Genomic DNA, 16,464 nt, shown 5'->3' with positions numbered 1-16,464 from the left:
ACTTCGGCCCCACCCGCGCCAGGCTCATGCTATAGGAGGTCGGAAGGGCCGCGCCGGAGTGGCGGCGGCGATGCAGGAGGGACGATGGCCAATCACATGTTCGACGCGATCCGCGCAGCTGCAGCCGCGGGCGAGCGTCCCTTCATCGAGACGCCCGAAGGCCGGCTCTGGACGTATCGTGACATGCTGGAGCTGTCGGGCCGGCTTGCGCGGCGGCTGGTCGAGCGCGGCGTGATGCCCGGCGACCGCGTGGCCGTGCAGGTGGAGAAGAGCGCAGAGGCGCTGATGCTCTATCTCGCCTGCCTGCGCGCCGGCGCCGTCTACCTGCCGCTCAACACCGCCTATACGCTGGCGGAGCTCGACTATTTCGTCGGCGACTCCGAACCGAGGCTCCTCGTGGTCCCGCCGGCCCGCGCGGACGCGGCGCGGACGGTCGCGGAGCGGCACGGAGCGCGGATCGAGACGCTGGACGAGACCGGCGGCGGCAGCCTGACCGAGAGCCTTGCAGCGCTGCCGCCGGACTTCGACGACGTGACGCGCGGGGCGGCGGACCTCGCGGCGATCCTCTACACCTCGGGCACGACCGGGCGTTCCAAGGGCGCCATGCTGACGCATGACAACCTGCTCTCCAACGCGCTGACGCTGGTCGACTTCTGGCGCTTCACCGCCGCCGACCGGCTGATCCATGCGCTGCCGATCTTCCACACGCACGGGCTGTTCGTCGCCTCGAACGTGGTGCTTCTGTCAGGCGGGTCGATGGTGTTCCTGTCGAAATTCGATCCGGACGCGATCCTGCGTCTCATGCCCTCCTGCACCGCCATGATGGGCGTGCCGACCTTCTACACCCGGCTCCTTCAGCATCCCGGACTGACGCGCGAGGCCGCGGCCGGCATGCGGCTGTTCACGTCGGGCTCGGCGCCGCTGCTGGCCGAGACGCACCGGCAGTTCGCCGAACGGACCGGACATGCGATCCTCGAGCGCTACGGCATGACCGAGACCAACATGAACACGTCGAACCCTTATGACGGAGACCGCATCGCCGGCACCGTGGGACCGGCCCTGCCGGGCGTCGACGTCCGTGTCGTCGAAACCGAGAGCGGCACGCCGCTGGCCGCCGGCGAAACGGGCATGATCGAGGTGCGCGGTCCGAATGTGTTTTCCGGCTACTGGCGGATGCCGGAGAAGACGGCGGCCGAGTTCCGGCCGGATGGCTTCTTCATCACCGGCGACCTCGGGCTGATCGACGCGCGCGGATACGTCCAGATCGTCGGGCGCGGCAAGGACCTCGTCATCTCGGGCGGGTTCAACATCTATCCCAAGGAGGTCGAAACCGAGATCGACCAGCTGCCCGGCGTCGTCGAGAGCGCGGTAATCGGCATCGCCCATCCGGATTTCGGCGAGGGGGTCACGGCCGTCGTGGTGCGGGAGACGGGCGCGACGATCGACGAGGCGGCGGTCATGACGGGACTGGCCGACCGGCTCGCCCGCTTCAAGCAGCCGAAGCGGGTGATCTTCGTCGACGAACTGCCGCGCAACACCATGGGCAAGGTGCAGAAGAACGTGCTGCGCGACAGCTACAAGGGGCTCTACGGCTGACGACGGCATACGGCAGTCACCCGACCTGAAAGGAAGCAGACATGCTCGCACCGCCCATGATCCACCGCTGCATCGAATGCGGCCGCCCCTCGACCGACCCGCTGTTCCGCTTCCACTACGGGCGGGTGGAGAACGGGCCGGCCTACTACTGCGACCGCGGCGCGCTGTGCACGCCGGAATGTTCGCTGGCGCATACCCGGCGGCGAATGGCGGAAGGCACGCGGCCCGAGAAATCGACCGCGTTGCCCTGACAGCGACTGGTCTGGCTCAGCGGCCGTTCTCGCGCTCGATCGCGCGCCAGCCGATGTCGCGACGGCAGAAGCCCCCCGGCCAGTCGATGCGGTCGACGGCCGCGTAGGCGCGGGCCTGCGCCTCGGCGACCGTTCGCCCGGTGGCCGTGACGTTGAGGACGCGGCCGCCGCTGGCGACAAGGCGGCCATCCGACCGGGCTGTGCCGGCGTGGAAGATCTCGACGCCATCGGCGGCAGCCTCGTCGAGGCCGGCGATGACGCTGCCCTTCTCGGGCGCAGCCGGGTAGCCCGTCGCCGCCATCACCACCGTCAATGCCGCCTCGTCGCGCCAGCGCACGGAGACGTGGCCGAGCTGCCCGTCGGCGGCGGCCTTGAGCAGCACCAGAAGATCGTCCTTCAGGCGCATCATCAGGACCTGGCATTCCGGATCGCCGAAGCGGACGTTGTATTCGATCAGCTGCGGGCCGTCCTTCGTCAGCATCAGGCCGGCGAAGAGCACGCCGGAGAAGGGCGCGCCGGCCTCGGCCATGCCGCGCATGGTGGGCTCGACGATCTCGCGCATCGTGCGTTCGACGAGGTCGGGCGTCATCACGGCGGCCGGCGAATAGGCGCCCATGCCGCCGGTGTTGGGTCCGGTATCGCCGTCGCCGACGCGCTTGTGGTCCTGCGCGGTGCCGAAGGGCAGTGCGGTGGAGCCGTCGCAGAGGCAGAAGAAGCTCACTTCCTCGCCTTCGAGGAAGGCTTCGACGACGACCTCGGCACCGGCGCCGCCGAAGGCGCCTTCGAAGCAGGCGTCGACGGCCTCCAGTGCTTCCTCCAGCGTCATGGCCACGACGACGCCCTTGCCGGCGGCAAGCCCGTCCGCCTTGACCACGACGGGCGCCCCGACCTGACGGAGATAGGCCTTCGCCTTCGGCGCGTTGTTGAAGCGGCCATAGGCGGCCGTGGGGATGCCCATGCGGGCGCAGAGGTCCTTGGTGAAGCCCTTCGAGCCTTCGAGCTGCGCGGCCCTCTCGGACGGGCCGAAGACGGCGATGCCGGCGGCGCGCAGGTCGTCGGCGAGGCCCGCGACCAGCGGCGCCTCCGGGCCGACGACGACGAGGTCGACGGCATTGTCGAGACAGAAACCGGCGACGGCGGCGTGGTCGGCGAGGTCGAGCGGCACGCAGGTCGCCTCGCCGGCGATGCCGGGATTGCCGGGCGCGGCCCAGAGCTTCGTCAGCATCGGCGAGGCGGCGAGCTTCCAGGCGAGCGCATGCTCGCGGCCGCCCGAGCCGATCAAGAGAACCCGCATCGCCTGCACCCTTTCGTGGCCGTATCCGAGGCGGTCCGCCTAGGCCGCGGCGACGGGCGGGTCAAGGTGCCGATCGCGTCGCGTCGGCAGGGGCGTGACGGGTTTCCCCAGCGGACGGACCTAGCGCGGCGCGCGCTTGGCGAGGATGCGCTGCAGCGTGCGGCGGTGCATGTTGAGCCGGCGGGCCGTCTCGGAGACGTTGCGCTCGCACATCTCGTAGACCCGCTGGATGTGCTCCCAGCGAACGCGGTCGGCCGACATCGGGTTTTCCGGCGGCTCGATCCGGTCGGCGCGCGTGCGCGTCAGGGCGGCATAGATGTCGTCGGCGTCGGCGGGCTTGGCGAGGTAGTCGATCGCGCCGAGCTTCACGGCGGTCACCGCGGTGGCGATGTTGCCGTAGCCGGTCAGAATGATCGCGCGGCAGTCCTCCCGCCTCTCGCGGATGGCGGAGACGACGTCGAGGCCGTTGCCGTCGCCGAGCCGCATGTCGACGACCGCATAGGCCGGCGCGGTGGATTTCGTCTTGGCCAGCGCCTCCTCGACGCTCTCCGCGGTGTCGACGAGGAAACCCCGCGTCTCCATCGCCCGGGCCAGCCGGGTGAGAAAGGGCTTGTCGTCGTCGACGATCAGCAAGGTGCGATCGTCTCCGAGAGCGTCGTGCGGGTCTGTGTCCATCTTTTCTTCTTTCGGGCGCTATTCGACCCTTATGTATTCAAAAAGTCGGGCATGTCCATTCGACCTGCGTCAACCGGCCGCTTCCAGCACCCCGCTCCGGCGCAGGAAAACCTCCCGCGGCCAGGTGACGATCACCTGGGCGCCCTGTCCGGGCGCGCCGGCGTTGCGAAAGGACACGTCCGCTCCGGAGCGTTCGAGCAGCGTCTTGGCGATGAACAGCCCAAGCCCGAGGCCGCCGCCGCTCGACTGGCCCGAGCCGCGCGTGGTCATGTAGGGTTCGCCGATACGGTCGATGATCTCGGGCGGAAAACCCGGGCCATCGTCGGTGACGCCGATGGAGACGCGCTCGGCATCCCAGTTCCAGCGGACCGAGACCTTCTCGCGGGCGAAGTCGACGGCGTTCTCGACCAGATTGCCGAGGCCGTAGATGACGCCCGGATTGCGCTGGCCCACCGGCTCCGGGCCGGCGGCAGCACCCGGCTCCAGGCTGATCTCGACGCCGAAATCGCGGTGCGGCGCGATGACGTCCTCGATCAGCGAAGTGAGCGGCAGCCGCGCGAAATGCTCCTCGCTCTGCGAGGAGAGGCTGGTCAGGCGTTTCAGAATCTCCTTGCAGCGCTCGCTCTGGGAGCGCAGCAGCACGAGGTCCTCCTTGAGCTTGGGATCGTCGCCGATGGCGCGCTGCATCTCCTTGGCGACGAGGGCGATGGTGGCGAGCGGCGTGCCGAGTTCGTGCGCGGCGGCGGCGGCGAGACCATCGAGGGCGGAGAGATGCTGCTCGCGCTGCAGAACGAGCTCCGTCGCGGTCAACGCGGCCGCCAGCTGACGCGCCTCCTCCGCCACCCGCCAGACGTAGACGGCTGTGAAGGCCGTGGTGGAGACCACCGCCATCCAGATGCCGACGACGTAGAGGAAGGGCATCGCGAGGCCGGCGTCGTCGAACCAGGGCAGCGGGAAATGATGGAGGGCAAGCACGGTGGCCGCGACCGTGACGAGGAGGCCGAGGACGGCGGTGAACTGCAGCGGCAGCGCGGTCGCCGAAATGACCACGGGGACGGCCATGAGGATCGCGAAGGGATTGGTCAGCCCGCCGGTGAGATAGAGAAGCCCGGCCATCTGGATCGAATCGACCACCAGGATGGCAAGCGCGGCCGGCGGCTGGAGCCGGTGGGTGGCCGGGAAGCGGAAGGCGAGATAGAGGTTGATCCAGGCCGAGCAGGCGATGAGGGCGAAGCAGAGCCCGATCGGGGTGGCGAACTCGAACCAGTAGTCGACGACGACGATGGCGGCGCTCTGGCCGACGATCGCCAGCCAGCGAAGGCGGATCAACGTGTTCAGCCTGAGCTGGCGGCTTTCCTGATAGTCGAGAATGCGGAGATCTTTCTGCATGGACGAGCCATATCCCCTTTCGGAACGGCTTTGAAGGCGCCGAGCCGCTTCAGGTCCCGCGCGGCTTGGCGCGCGCCGTCGCCTGCGCCTCGAGCGGATTCTCCGGCCAGAAATGGCGCGGATAGCGGCCGCGCATGTCCGAGCGCACGTCGGCCCAGGACCCGCGCCAGAAGCCCGGAAGGTCGCGGGTCGTCTGGATCGGACGGTGCGCGGGCGAGAGGAGTTCCAGCGTCAGCGGCACGGATCCCCCGGCAATCGCGGGATGGGTCGCGAGGCCGAACAGTTCCTGGACGCGGATGGCCAGCACCGGCCGTTCGCCGCCGTAGTCGATCGGCACGTGGCTGCCCGACGGAGCGGAAAAATGCGTCGGCGCCAGGTCGTCGATGCGGCGATGGAGATCATGGGGCACCAGCGAGCGCAGCCCGTCGACGAGCGCCTGCTCGGGCAGGGCCGCCAGCGACGGATCGCCGCGCAGGAAGGGCGCGAGCCAGTCGTCGAGGGTGGCGGCCAGCGCATCGTCCGACACGTCGGGCCAGGGGTCGCCGAGCCCGGTGCGCAGCCAGGCGAGGCGGTGGCGCAGGACCGTAGACGCCTTGCCCCAGGGCAGGATGCCGACACCGTGCCGGCGCAGCGCCTCGAGGATCGCCCGATCGGCAGCCTCGCCCCGCGGGGCGGGCAGCGTCCGCTCCGCCAGCGTGACGGCGCCGATCCTGGTCGTCTCCCGCACCCGCACGGCAGCGCGGTCGGCGTCGTACCGGACCTCGGTCGTCGTCTCGATTCGATGCCCCAGCTTGGCGCGCACCTCCTCCTCCGACACGGCAGCGGCCGAGACGATGCGCGGGTTCTGCGCCTTGCCCTGGAGATCGGCGACGACGAGGAAGGGATGCCGGGCGAGCGGATCGGTCTCCTCGACCATCGCGCCGCGGCCATTGGCGAGCACGAAACGTCCCGGCGCACCGCGCGCCCTGGCGACGCGATCGGGCCAGGCGTCGATGAGGAGCGAGCCCGCGGTTTCGGGTTCTGCGACGATCCGAGCGCGGGAGGACTTCGCCTGCGACGCAGCCGTGGCGGCAAGCCGTCGCGCCAGGCCGCGCGCGGCGTCGGCGCGGGGGCCGCGCTCGTTGCGAAAGCGCGACGACCGGGCTTCGAGATCGGCGCTCGTGCCGCCGAGCCCGCGCTCGGTCATCAGCACGGCGAGTTCGGCGGCGGCGGCCTCGTTTCCGGTCCGGGCGGCGCGGGCGACCATGTGGGCAAAACGTACCGGAAGCGCGAGGCGACGCATCGCCTCTCCGTCAACCGTCAGCCGCCCGTCGGGGCCGATGGCGCCGAGGTCGGCAAGCAGCGCGCGCGCCTCCGACAGGGCCGGTGCCGGCGGTGGGTCGAGGAAGACGAGCGTCGAAGGGTCGGCGACGCCGAAGGCCGCGCAGTCGAGCAGAAGGCCGGAGAGATCGGCCTCCACGATCTCCGGCGGGGAGAAGGCCGGCAGGGCCGCCGTCTGCTCCGCGCGCCAGAGGCGGATCGCGACGCCGGGCTCGGTGCGGCCCGCCCGGCCCGCGCGCTGATCGGCCGAAGCACGCGACACGCGCACCGTCTCCAGCCGCGTCAGACCCGTCGCCGGCTCGTAGCGCGGCTGGCGCGACAGGCCTGAATCGATCACCACCCGCACGCCGTCGATGGTGATCGAGGTTTCGGCGATCGAGGTGGCGAGCACGACCTTGCGATGGCCGGCGGCGGGCGGCCGGATCGCCGCGTCCTGCGCCCTGCCGTCCATTGCCCCATAGAGGGGGATGACGTCGACATTGGCCGGGACCGCCCCTTCCAGCCGCTCGGCAGTCCGCTCGATCTCGCGCTGGCCCGGCAGGAAGGCGAGCACGCTTCCGGGCTCACAGGCGAGCGCCGAGCGTATGGCCCGCGCCATGGCATCCTCGATGGCGGAGTCGGCCGGACGCTCCTCGTGGCGGATCTCGATCGGGAAGCCGCGGCCGGCGCTTTCGATCACGGGAGCGTCGCCAAGCAGGCGCGCCACCCGCGCGCCGTCCAGCGTCGCCGACATGACGAGAAGGCGCAGGTCCGGCCGCAGCGCGCCCTGAACGTCGAGCGCCAGCGCGAGGCCGAAATCGCCGTCGAGCGAACGTTCGTGGAACTCGTCGAAGAGAATCGCCGCGATGCCCGGCAGATCGGGGTCGTCGAGGATCATGCGGGCCAGAACGCCCTCGGTGACGACGAGGATACGCGTGCCGGCCGAGGTCCGGTTCTCCATGCGCATGGCATAGCCGACGGTGGCGCCTACCTCCTCGCCGAGCAGGGATGCCATGCGGCGGGCGGCGGCGCGAGCGGCGAGGCGGCGCGGCTCCAGCAGGAGGATCGTGCCGCCGCCGCGCCACGCCTGATCCATGAGCGCGATCGGGACGAGCGTGGTCTTGCCGGCGCCGGGCGGCGCGACGAGAACGGCCGCGTTGCCGGCCGACAGCGCTTCCAGCAGCGCCGGCAGGACCTCGGTGACGGGAAGCGGCGGCAGGTCGGGCATCGTCATGCGCCGATCCGCACGATCGGTCCGCCAGCCGCGTCGGCGTCGGCTTCGTCATGGGTGACGAGGATGACCGGGAGTCCGCCGTCGCGGGCTTTCGAGAAAACGAGCTGACGCATCTGGAGGCGCAGCTCGGCGTCCAGCTTGGAGAAGGGCTCGTCGAGAAGGAGCACGCGCGGCGCCGACACCAGCACGCGGGCGAGCGCGACGCGGGCCTTCTGGCCGCCTGACAGCGTGTCTGGATCGCGCGCGCCCATGCCGGCGAGATCGACGCCCGCGAGCGCCTCCTCGGCAAGCGCCTCGCGCGCGGCGCGTCCCTTCAGCGACTGCGGGATGGCGAAGAGAAGATTGCCGGCGACGCTCATGTGGGGAAAGAGCAGCGGGTCCTGGAACAGGAGGCCGACATGGCGCTCCTGCGGCGGCAGGGCGGTCAGGTCGACATCGCCTGCGAACACGCGGCCGGAGGCGGTGAAGGCCTTGTCCAGAAAGCCTCCGACATAGGCGAGCAGGGTCGACTTGCCGGAGCCCGATGGCCCCATGACGGTCAGCACCTCGCCCGGCGCGACGGCATGGCTGATGGCGATCAGCGTGCGCGTCCCGAGCGCGATCCGCACGCCGTCCAGTCTCAGCCCCCGATGGTCCATGGCCCGCCCGTCACACCCGCATGGCGCGGAAGCGCCGGAATAACAGCGCCGGGACGAGGGTGGCAACGGCAAAGCCGGCGAGCGGGAGAAGCAACTGCAGGAAGGCGTAGACGCCGATGACGCGCCTGTTCCCGCCCGAGGCGAGCGCGACCGCTTCGGTCGTGATGGTGGTGAGACGTCCGGCACCGATCAGCACGGTGGGCAGATAGAGGCCGACCGAGACCGCAAAGCCGACCGCGCAGGCGGTGAGCACCGGCCGCGCCAGCATCGGCAGGCGGACGCGCCAGAGGGTTTCGAAGCGCGACTTGCCGAGGCCGGCGGCGATGGCATCGTAGCGGCGGTCGAAGGCCCGCCAGGGATCGGACAACGCCAGGAAGACATAGGGCATGACGAAGACGAGATGGACCAAGACCAGCGCCCACAGGCTTGCCTCGAAGCCGCCGAGCAGGAACAGAAGGTGCAGGCCGAACAGGAAGGCCGCCTGCGGAACGATCAGCGGCAGGTAGATGAGGCCAGCCGTGCGCCGCGCGCGCCGGCCGGTCTCGTCCTCGCGCAAGAGGCAGAGCAGGGTCAGCACCAGCGCCACCGCGGTCGAGATCAGACCCGCGGCGAGCGTGGTGGCGAGAGGCCCGCCCACCCGCGGCGCGGTCGCCACCCAGGTCTTGAGCGAGACGCTGCGCGGGACTACGTCGGGGAACTGCCAAAGCCCTGCCACCGACCAGAGCGCCAGCCCCGCGAGGCCGACGAACACGGCGAGGGCGCTCACGAGCATCAGCCCCAGAGCGGTCCAGCGCATCGCTGCATCCCGGCGCAGGCGCCGGCCATGGACGCAGAGGGTCCGAAGCACGACGGCGCCTATCCGTTCGAGGAGAAGCCACGCCAGGATCGCCGTCGCCGTCACGCCGAGCTGGAGCAAGGCTCCTGCCGAGGCGAGGAAGCGCATGGAGAGTTCGGGGTCGTTCATCCAGCCCACCAAACGAACGGCCAGCGTCGGCGGCGTGGAGGGTCCGAGGATGACGGCGACGTCGACCACGGATGAGGCAAAGGCGATGACGGCGAAGACCGGCAGTCGTATCTGCCGGTAGATCAGCGGCCAGAGGCAGTACAGGAAGCCCGCGATGCGCCCGTAGCCCAGCGACGCGGCGAGCTGGCGGGTGCGGGTCAACGGCACCTGCGGCAGAGCGGCCAGTGTGACGAGAAGAAGGAAAGGAATCTCCTTCGCGACCAGACCGGCGATCAGCGAGAGCCCCATGGGGTCGTTGACGACGAGCAGGTCGGGCGGGCGCTGCCAGCCCGTGAGTTCGGGCGAGACGAGGCGGGCGAGCAATCCGCTGGGGGCGAGAAGGAAGGCGAAGCCGAAGGCGGCGGCCGCGTGGGGTACCGAAAGGAGCGGCGAGATCAGGTGCTGGACGCGCGAGAACGCCGACGTGCCGGCCCAGGCGGCGACGAAGAGCATGACGACGCCGAGCGACAATGCGGCCGAAGCGAGCCCGGCCTGCAGGCTGAGCATCGCGGAGCCGCCGATGCCGGGCGTGGCGGCGAGCCTGCTGAGCGGCTCCAGCGAGAGGGCCTCGCCGCCGAGCGCTGGAAGATAGCCGAAGGCCGGAAGAATCGTGCCGGCCAGACCGGCGAGGATCGGGCCCGACAGGAGAAGGACGGCAGCCGGCGGCCCGAGGCGCGGAAGCATCGAACGCGCCCTATCCGGGCCGGGAGCAGCCGTACCGCATCAGTTCGCCACGCCGTAGCGGCGCTTCCACTCTCCTTCCAGACGGTCCATCCAGGTCGGATGCGGCTCGTCGATCGCAGGACCGAGCTCGTCGGGCTTCAGCGTGGCGATGCCGAGATCGAGCGCGTCGAAGCGGGCGCGGTCGTTCGCAGACAGCTTGTCCATGGCGAGCACGGTCGGATCGCCCCACAGTTTCGGATCCTGCTTGCGGGCCTGTGCCTCGGGCGAGATCAGAAAATCCGCCGCGACCAGCGCGCCGGCGGCAGACGTCGCGTTGTAGGGGATCGCGACGAAGTGCGTGTTCGCGAGCGTGCCGCCCGGGAAGGTGAAGGAGCGCACCGTGTCGGGCAGCTCGCCATTGGCGATGGCGCTCGAGGCCTCGGACGGGTTGAAGGCGAAGATGATGTCGAGTTCGTCGTCGGCGAGCAGCTGCTTCATGGCCGGGTAGTTCGCGGGATAGGCGCGGCCCGAACGCCACATCACCGGGTGCAGTTCGTCGAGATAGGCGAAGAGCGGGGCGACCGTCGCATCGAAACGCGCCTCATCGACGGGCGCGAGAAGGACGGATGGGTCCTCGACAAGCTCGGACAGGACCTGCTTCAGAAAGGACGAACCGACGAAATCCGGCGGTTGCGGGTATGAGAAACGGCCGGGATTGGCCCTGGCCCATTCGAGCAGCGAGCGCGCGTCCGTCGGCAGCGCGGCGGCGTCCGTCCGCGCTCCGTCGTAGAAGAAGACGAGCTTGGCCATGCCCCAGGGGCTTTCCAGTCCTTCGACGGGAATGGTGAAGTCGGTGCGGATGGTCGGCTTGTTCTCGACGTCGACATAGGCCCAGTTCGGCAGGTCCTCGGCCCAGCCGGGCGACAGGAGCAGGCCCTGGCGCTTCATCGAAGCAAAGTTCTCGCCGTTGATCCAGATGAGGTCGACGGACCCACCTGCATCCTTGCCCGCCGCCTTCTCGGCCACGACCTTGGCGACGGCATTGGCGGTGTCATCCAGCTTGACGTGGACGAGGGTGATCCCGTGGCGCGCCTTCAGCTCTGCGCCTGCCCATTCGATGTAGGCATTGATGTTCTCGGATCCGCCCCATGCGTTCCAGTAGACGGTCTCGCCGCGCGCGTCGGCCAGCACGGCATCCCAGTCCTTCGGATCGGGACCGGCCGCGGCGCCGAACGCCGTTGCGGCGAGCACCAGCGCGGTCAGGGCGAGTTTTCTCATCCGGCTCTCCATCGGCAGGGCATCTGTCGCGACCGATTGAGCATGGCGCGGCGAAGAGGGTCAACCGAGCGCGCCGACACAATCGTCTCACTTAGGCGTGAGACTTCCGTGACGGGCGGAATCATGCGAGGCATCGCAAGCGCGCAGGCGTGGCATTGGCGCGATCGGGAGGAGGCGGACGGATGGCGAAAGCAGGCGACACGTTCTTCCGGCCGCTCTGGCGGCGGGTCGCGATCGTTCTCGTCTGCGCGGGATGGACGGTCGTCGAATGGGTCCATGGCGATCAGACCTGGACCCTGATCGCGGCGGCGGTGACCGTCTACGGCGCCTGGAGCATGCTCTACGCCTACAAGGCGCCGCCGCGCGACGAGGAACGCGAAAGCTGATGCGGACTACTCGGCGACCGCCAGTTCGACGCGGTCGGCCGCGAAGCGCGTCTCGGAGAACTGGATCGGCCGACCCTCGACGTCGACGTTGACCGCCACGGCGACCAGCACGATGGCACCGGGCGCCAGACGGAGCGCGGCGAGATCGTCGGCATCGGCATGGCGCGCGGAGATGACGGTCGACTGGCGGAAATAGTCCTCCACGCCATGGCGGCGGTAGGCCAGCGTGATCGAGCCGGTCTCCCCGATGGCTTCGCCGATGCCGTCGAAGCGAACGGCGTCGAACCAGCTCGTGGCCCGCGAGACGGGGCGGCCGTCGGCCTCGCTCATGGTATCCACCCGCAGGACCGGCGCGCCCGGATCCAGCCTCAGTGCCGCCGCCACGCGGGCGTCGGCCTCCTCGCGCGCCTGGCTGAGCAGATGGCCGCGACGGTCCTGGGCCTGATCGCGCAGACCCTCCGAAAAGCGCGTGCGCCGGGCAATCGGGTAGGAAAGGCGCCGGCGCCGTTCGACGAAGGTGCCCCGCCCCTGCTCCGCACGCAGCACGCCCTCCTGCACGAGCGCGGCGATGGCACCGCGAACGGTATGGCGGTTGACGCCGAATCGCTCCGCCAGCGCCGTCTCCGGCGGCAGGCGGCTGCCCTCGCCAAAGTCGCCGGCCGCGATGCCGTGACGAAGACGGTCGGCGATCTGGCGCCAGAGGGCGACGCCCGTCTTTCGCTCCATGCCTTTCGATGCCCTGGCAGCCATCCCGCACCTCCTGTCACGTACCCGTCATGGACAACGCCTAAGAAACGTCATATGCTGTACACTTGTCTATATCAATAGACGAATCCACCGGGAAACGGAGGGCCGCCGCGTGGCAAGCGGATCCAGGGATCGCCTGCGCGATCAGGAAGAGAAAGCCAGTCGCAAGGCGGCCATGGCCGCGCTGGCTGCGGCGCCGGAGGGTGACCTGCAGGCGCTCTGGCGCGACGCGGACATGGCCGTCCAGGCCACGCTGCTGCGGGGTCCGGAAACGGGGCTGGTGACGCTGCGCGGCCGCATCGGCGGCGGCGGCGCCCCCTTCAATTTCGGCGAGGCGACGGTGACGCGCGCCACGGTGAAGCTCGCCTCGGGCGAGATCGGCCACGCCTACGCCCTCGGTCGCGACCGCGAGAAGGCCCGCATTTCCGCCACGATCGATGCGCTGTGGCAGCGGGCGGACATGCGCGCGGCCGTCGAGGACAGGATCCTCGCGCCGCTGCGGACTCGCGCGGCCGAGGCCGACGCGCGTCGTCGCGCCGAGACGGCGGCGACGCGGGTCGATTTCTTCACCATGGTACGCGGGGAGGATTGACATGGGCGGCTTCCCGACGAGCGCTCCCATCGAAGGCGGTTTCGCGAATCCCCCGATGGCCGCGCAGTCCGTGTTCCGGGCGCTGATGGATGCGATGGCGCGACCCGGCACCGTTCACCCGGTGGCGCCGCTCGTCCAGCCGCCCGCCCCGCTGACGCCGTCGGCCGCGGCCGTCGCGCTGACGCTCTGCGACCATGACACGCCGCTTTGGCTCGACCCGCGGCTCGAGACCTCGGGCGACGTGCGCGGCTGGCTCGGCTTCCACTGCGGCGCCCCGCTGACGACCATTGCCGCCGATGCGCATTTCGTGCTGGCCTCCAGCCCCGGCGAGCTGATGGCGCTGGAGAACTTCGCCCAGGGATCGCAGGAATACCCCGACCGCTCGACGACGCTGATCCTGCAGGTGGAGACCTTGACCAAGGGACGCGTGCTGCATCTCGAAGGACCGGGGATAGCGACGGGCGCCGCCCTCGCGCCCTTCCCGATGCCGCGGCATTTCGGTGCGCAATGGCTGCAGAACCGGGCCCGCTTTCCGCGCGGCGTCGACCTGATCCTCGCCGCGCCCGACGCGATCGCCTGCCTGCCGCGCACGACGCGCATCTTCGAGACGGAGGCCTGAGCCATGTATGTCGCGGTAAAGGGCGGCGAGGCCGCCATCGACAATGCCCATCGCCTGCTGGCGGACCGCCGCCGCGGCGACCGGGAGGTCCCGGCGCTTCGGCTCGACCAGATCGTCGAGCAACTGGCGCTGGCGGTCGACCGCGTCATGGCGGAAGGGTCGCTCTACGACCGCGAACTGGCCGCGCTCGCCATCCGGCAGGCGCGCGGCGACATGATCGAGGCGATCTTCCTCACCCGCGCCTACCGGACCACGCTGCCGCGCTTCGGCTATTCGCGACCGGTCGAGACGGGCGCCATGCAGGTCGAGCGGCGCGTGTCGGCGACCTACAAGGACCTGCCCGGCGGGCAGTTGCTGGGGCCGACCTTCGACTACACGCACCGGCTGCTCGACCCGGACCTGGCCGGCGACAACCCCGTCGAGGCGCCGCGGCTGCGTCCGGAAGCGCCCGAACCGATGCCGCGCGTGACCGAGATCCTGAAGCAGGAGGGCCTGATCGAGCCGGACGGCGCGGCGGTCGGGCCCGAGCCGGGCGACATCACCCGCCAGCCGGCCGAATATCCGATGGATCGCGACGTGCGCCTGCAGGCGCTGTCGCGCGGGGACGAGGGCTTCCTGCTGGCGCTCGCCTATTCGACGCAGCGCGGCTACGGCCGCACGCATCCCTTCGTCGGCGAAATCCGCATCGGCGAAGTCGAGATCGAACTCGACGTTCCCGAACTGCCGTTTCCGGTACCGCTCGGCCGTATCCGGGTGACCGAATGCCAGATGGTCAACCAGTTCAAGGGCTCGATGAAGGCGCCGCCGCAGTTCACCCGCGGCTACGGCCTGGTCATGGGCCAGTCGGAACGCAAGGCGATGGCGATGTCGCTGTGCGACCGGGCGCTGCGGTCGGCCGAGTTCGGCGAGGATCTCGTCGCGCCGGCGCAGGATCAGGAATTCGTCATTGCCCATTCCGACAACGTGCAGGCGACGGGCTTCGTCGAGCACCTGAAGCTGCCGCACTACGTCGATTTCCAGGCGGAGCTCGACCTCGTGCGCCGCATGCGCGGCGAATTCGAGGAGCGGCGGCTTGCCGGCCCGGAGCACAAGGAGGCCGCGGAATGACCGCCGCCGCACACGACGTTGCCACGTACAACTTCGCCTATCTGGACGAGCAGACGAAGCGCATGATCCGGCGGGCGATCCTGAAGGGCATCGCGATCCCGGGCTATCAGGTCCCGTTCGCCAGCCGCGAGATGCCGATGCCCTATGGCTGGGGGACCGGCGGCGTGCAGGTGACGGCGTCGATCATCGGACCCGACGACGTCCTGAAGGTGATCGACCAGGGCGCCGACGACACGACGAATGCCGTCTCCATCCGCGCCTTCTTCCGCAAGGTCGCCAAGGTGGAGACCACCACGGAGACCGCGAAGGCGTCGATCATCCAGACCCGCCACCGCATCCCGGAGCAGCCGCTCAGCGAGGGCCAGACGCTGGTCTACCAGGTGCCGATCCCCGAACCGCTGCGCTTCCTCGAGCCCCGTGAGACGGAGACGCGAAAGATGCATGCCCTGGAGGAGTACGGGCTCATGCACGTCAAGCTGTACGAGGACATCGCCAAGAACGGCCGCATCGCCACGACCTATGCCTATCCGGTCAAGGTGGAGGGGCGCTACGTGATGGATCCCTCGCCGACGCCGAAGTTCGACAATCCGAAGATGCACATGTCGGCGGCGCTGCAGCTCTTCGGCGCCGGACGGGAGCAGCGCATCTATGCGATCCCCCCCTACACGAACGTCGTCAGCCTCGATTTCGAGGACCATCCCTTCGAGGTCCAGACCTTCGACCGGCCCTGCGCGCTGTGCGGCGCCGAGCAGGTCTACCTGGACGAGGTGATTCTGGACGATCGCGGCGGACGGATGTTCGTCTGCTCGGATACCGATTTCTGCGAAACGCGACGTGCGGCGGGACATGTCGGCGAACTCGGCGGGGCCATGGAACGCCCGGAGGAGGCGCGATGAGCGGCCCTGCCGACACCCGACCTGACGACCAGCCGCTGCTGCGCGTTTCGTCCGTCTCGAAATCCTACGGCGCCCGCACGGGCTGCGAAGGCGTCTCCTTCGACCTGTGGCCCGGCGAAGTGCTGGCAGTCGTCGGCGAATCCGGTTCCGGCAAGACGACGCTGCTCAACTGCATCTCGTCGCGGCTCCTTCCCACCTCGGGCAGCGTCTCCTACCGCATGCGCGACGAGACGTGGCGCGAACTCTACCGCATGAGCGAAGCCGAGCGCCGGTTCCTGATGCGCACCGACTGGGGCTTCGTGCACCAGAACCCGGCCGATGGCCTGCGGATGACGGTTTCGGCCGGAGCCAATGTCGGCGAGCGGCTGATGGCGATCGGCGACCGGCACTACGGCACCATCCGTTCGACCGCGATCGACTGGCTCGGCCGCGTCGAGATCGGCTCGGACCGCATCGACGACGAACCGCGGGCCTTCTCGGGCGGCATGCGGCAGCGGCTGCAGATCGCGCGCAACCTCGTCACGTCGCCGCGGCTGATCTTCATGGACGAGCCGACCGGCGGGCTCGACGTGTCGGTCCAGGCAAGGCTGCTCGACCTGCTGCGCGGGCTTGTGGCCGACCTCGGGCTCGCGGCGATCGTGGTCACGCACGATCTCGCCGTCGCGCGGCTTTTGTCGCACCGCATGATGGTCATGAAGGACGGCCGCGTCATCGAGACGGGGCTGACGGACCGCGTGCTCGACGATCCACGCGAAGCCTACACGCAATTGCTCGTCTCCTCGATCCTGCAGGTGTGA

The 16,464-nt window shown here is 69.8% G+C and carries 16 protein-coding genes; 8 read left to right on the top strand and 8 right to left on the bottom strand.

What is annotated here, in order from left to right; translation table 11 throughout:
- Positions 1 to 84 precede the first annotated feature (84 nt).
- Both IAI54_RS21595 and IAI54_RS21590 read left to right on the top strand, forming a co-directional pair.
- A complete protein-coding gene (locus tag IAI54_RS21595) occupies positions 85 to 1,596 on the top strand; it encodes a malonate--CoA ligase (protein WP_187969143.1) in 1,512 nt (503 codons plus the stop codon).
- A 41-nt stretch (positions 1,597 to 1,637) separates the two neighbouring features.
- Positions 1,638 to 1,847 carry a hypothetical protein gene (locus tag IAI54_RS21590; protein WP_187969142.1) on the top strand — a complete coding sequence of 70 codons (210 nt, stop codon included), beginning with the start codon at positions 1,638 to 1,640 and terminating at the stop codon, positions 1,845 to 1,847.
- Positions 1,848 to 1,863: 16 nt separating this feature from the next.
- Here the strand turns inward: IAI54_RS21590 and purD are convergent, their stop codons facing one another.
- From purD to IAI54_RS21555, 7 genes are all read right to left on the bottom strand, one after another.
- The gene (gene purD / locus IAI54_RS21585; RefSeq protein ID WP_187969141.1) at positions 1,864 to 3,141 is read right to left on the bottom strand and encodes a phosphoribosylamine--glycine ligase; all 1,278 of its coding nucleotides are present in this window, start codon (positions 3,139 to 3,141) and stop codon (positions 1,864 to 1,866) included.
- A 120-nt stretch (positions 3,142 to 3,261) separates the two neighbouring features.
- Positions 3,262 to 3,816 (bottom strand): ActR/PrrA/RegA family redox response regulator transcription factor, encoded by a 555-nt coding sequence (locus IAI54_RS21580; protein ID WP_187969140.1) that lies wholly within the window; start codon positions 3,814 to 3,816, stop codon positions 3,262 to 3,264.
- A gap of 69 nt (positions 3,817 to 3,885) precedes the next feature.
- Positions 3,886 to 5,205, bottom strand: a complete 1,320-nt coding sequence (locus IAI54_RS21575) for an ActS/PrrB/RegB family redox-sensitive histidine kinase (protein ID WP_187969139.1) — start codon at positions 5,203 to 5,205, stop codon at positions 3,886 to 3,888.
- Between the two features lie 49 nt (positions 5,206 to 5,254).
- Positions 5,255 to 7,738: an ATP-dependent helicase HrpB gene (gene hrpB / locus IAI54_RS21570; RefSeq protein ID WP_187969138.1), complete on the bottom strand. Its 2,484-nt coding sequence runs from the start codon at positions 7,736 to 7,738 to the stop codon at positions 5,255 to 5,257.
- Entirely contained in the window at positions 7,735 to 8,376 is a 642-nt protein-coding gene (locus IAI54_RS21565; RefSeq protein WP_187969137.1) for an ATP-binding cassette domain-containing protein, read from the bottom strand. Before IAI54_RS21565 ends, hrpB begins: the two co-directional genes overlap by 4 nt.
- 10 nt (positions 8,377 to 8,386) lie before the next feature.
- Complete coding sequence (locus IAI54_RS21560) at positions 8,387 to 10,063, bottom strand: ABC transporter permease (protein WP_187969136.1); 1,677 nt, start codon at positions 10,061 to 10,063, stop codon at positions 8,387 to 8,389.
- 39 nt (positions 10,064 to 10,102) lie between these two features.
- Positions 10,103 to 11,332 carry an ABC transporter substrate-binding protein gene (locus IAI54_RS21555; RefSeq protein ID WP_187969135.1) on the bottom strand — a complete coding sequence of 410 codons (1,230 nt, stop codon included), beginning with the start codon at positions 11,330 to 11,332 and terminating at the stop codon, positions 10,103 to 10,105.
- 170 nt (positions 11,333 to 11,502) lie between these two features.
- Between IAI54_RS21555 and IAI54_RS21550 the strand changes: the two genes are divergently transcribed.
- Positions 11,503 to 11,706, top strand: a complete 204-nt coding sequence (locus IAI54_RS21550) for a DUF3329 domain-containing protein (protein ID WP_187969134.1) — start codon at positions 11,503 to 11,505, stop codon at positions 11,704 to 11,706.
- A gap of 6 nt (positions 11,707 to 11,712) precedes the next feature.
- Here the strand turns inward: IAI54_RS21550 and phnF are convergent, their stop codons facing one another.
- Positions 11,713 to 12,456, bottom strand: a complete 744-nt coding sequence (gene phnF, locus IAI54_RS21545; RefSeq protein ID WP_187969133.1) for a phosphonate metabolism transcriptional regulator PhnF — start codon at positions 12,454 to 12,456, stop codon at positions 11,713 to 11,715.
- A 133-nt stretch (positions 12,457 to 12,589) separates the two neighbouring features.
- Here phnF and phnG point away from each other — a divergent pair, with 133 nt between their 5' ends.
- The 5 genes from phnG to phnK are packed head-to-tail and all read left to right on the top strand — an operon-like array spanning position 12,590 to position 16,464.
- Positions 12,590 to 13,045 (top strand): phosphonate C-P lyase system protein PhnG, encoded by a 456-nt coding sequence (phnG, locus tag IAI54_RS21540; RefSeq protein ID WP_187973288.1) that lies wholly within the window; start codon positions 12,590 to 12,592, stop codon positions 13,043 to 13,045.
- Position 13,046: 1 nt separating this feature from the next.
- Positions 13,047 to 13,664: a phosphonate C-P lyase system protein PhnH gene (phnH, locus tag IAI54_RS21535; RefSeq protein WP_187969132.1), complete on the top strand. Its 618-nt coding sequence runs from the start codon at positions 13,047 to 13,049 to the stop codon at positions 13,662 to 13,664.
- Between the two features lie 3 nt (positions 13,665 to 13,667).
- Entirely contained in the window at positions 13,668 to 14,771 is a 1,104-nt protein-coding gene (locus IAI54_RS21530; RefSeq protein WP_187969131.1) for a carbon-phosphorus lyase complex subunit, read from the top strand.
- On the top strand, positions 14,768 to 15,667 hold the full coding sequence (locus tag IAI54_RS21525; protein ID WP_187969130.1) for an alpha-D-ribose 1-methylphosphonate 5-phosphate C-P-lyase PhnJ: 900 nt from the start codon (positions 14,768 to 14,770) through the stop codon (positions 15,665 to 15,667). Before IAI54_RS21530 ends, IAI54_RS21525 begins: the two co-directional genes overlap by 4 nt.
- Positions 15,664 to 16,464, top strand: coding sequence for a phosphonate C-P lyase system protein PhnK (gene phnK / locus IAI54_RS21520; protein ID WP_187969129.1), 801 nt, complete (start codon positions 15,664 to 15,666; stop codon positions 16,462 to 16,464). Before IAI54_RS21525 ends, phnK begins: the two co-directional genes overlap by 4 nt.

Source organism: Aquibium microcysteis, from assembly GCF_014495845.1.
In the GTDB taxonomy this organism is placed as follows: Bacteria; Pseudomonadota; Alphaproteobacteria; order Rhizobiales; family Rhizobiaceae; genus Aquibium; species Aquibium microcysteis.
Note: the sequence above shows the minus strand (reverse complement) of the source record. Positions and strands in the feature narration are given on the sequence as shown.